1 protein-coding gene is annotated in these 1,489 nt (G+C 46.1%); it reads left to right on the top strand.

Annotated elements, in window-relative coordinates; genetic code table 11:
• Positions 1–1,489 (top strand): hypothetical protein (locus AAC620_RS12335; protein WP_340245411.1); only part of this gene is annotated, 1,489 nt, incomplete at both ends.

The following is a 1,489-nucleotide window of genomic DNA, read 5'->3' on the forward strand; positions in this document are numbered from 1 at the left end:
ACCAACCTCGCAACCGACCTCAAAGGGCTATGGGATGCGGCGACAGCGTCGATGGAAGTTATCAGGCGTTACGCTGAAGCAGATGGGGTTGATCCAAACGCCGATGCTCCAGCGCTCGAAGTGGACTTTTTTGTCTACGACAGGCCTGTATACACGTACAACAACAACACGTATGATTTTGATCCTGAGTTTTATGTCCGTGTCGATAATATCGAAACGGGTAAAGCAGTGACATTAAATTTTAATGATGGAACAAACGATGTTTCTGTAACAAAATCCTATACAGGAGACGGCTCAGACTCCTCGAAATCCGACTTTATAATATCCATGTTGAATTCGGCTGAGCTGAGTGGCATCAAATCAGACGCCCTGCTTGGGTGGAGTTCCTATACAGCCTCTCCGTTATATTCCACTTACACCTATGACAACGGGATTACAAACGGTCAGTACAACACAGAGCCTCGCAATATTGGAGGAGTTGAAAACGGCAAGTGGATGCGCATCGAGCTCAATATCGATGACTCCAGTTTCAATAACATAAACTCGAACACATATGACGTCAGTCATTGGTCTGGTACGATCTCTGAGCCAATCAGCGATCCATTCATTACGCCTACCGTAGATGACTTCAAAAACATCGGTGTTGTGGAATATGCCAAGCAGAATACAGTTCATGAGACGTTAACAGTAGCAAACGGTTCTCTCATATTGGATGGGACGGTAGAGCAAAAGATCTACCATTTTGATGATTACAACCTGATTGAGAAATTCCGTTCTGCGACGGATGATCCAGATCAAGAGAGTTACTACCTGCTGGATCTTACAAGGGATGGCACTATTGGTAGTGCGGACGCTGACATCAAAACCAATGTAAGCTTTGCCGTATCTAGCGGATCTAACGATTACTATCTCAATACTTGGGTCGCCAACGTCAATGAAGTGAAGCAGCTTATAGCTAATAACGCCGATCTTCAAATAGAGGGCGTTTACTACGATGTTGGGTTGAGTACATGGAATGATGAAATTGCAGCGTCTGGACCGATCGTCGTCTCTTGGCAAAATGGGCAACTCGTAGACCGGGTTGTAACAAACGACACACCGCGTGTTTATATAGTTCAGCCAAATAATCACCCTGAAAATTATGCCAACTCGGTTACAACGTCCGGTCCCTCCTACACTGCTGGACGCGGTGATGTGCATATATTTGACGTAAGTGATGCGTCCTTTGATGGTGTAACTTTTTCAATAACAGATGCGAATGGTGATCAAAGTTCGTTGTTGGCGCTGACAGGGACACCTGGCCAAAGTGGATCGTATCTGGCCGTATCAATTCCCTCTGATCAATCGGTTGGTTTGTCGCTTACAACATCGGCTGGTGGGACATTTGCCCTGTCTATCGTTGACGGGGAAACTACACCGATCGACACATCCAACATTAATTCGATTAACGAGCTATTTGCGGTGGCGAGCGTTGGAGCGGACAACGGTG

Origin of the sequence: Roseobacter sp. HKCCA2468 (assembly GCF_037805105.1) — a bacterium.
Classification (GTDB): Bacteria; Pseudomonadota; Alphaproteobacteria; order Rhodobacterales; family Rhodobacteraceae; genus M30B80.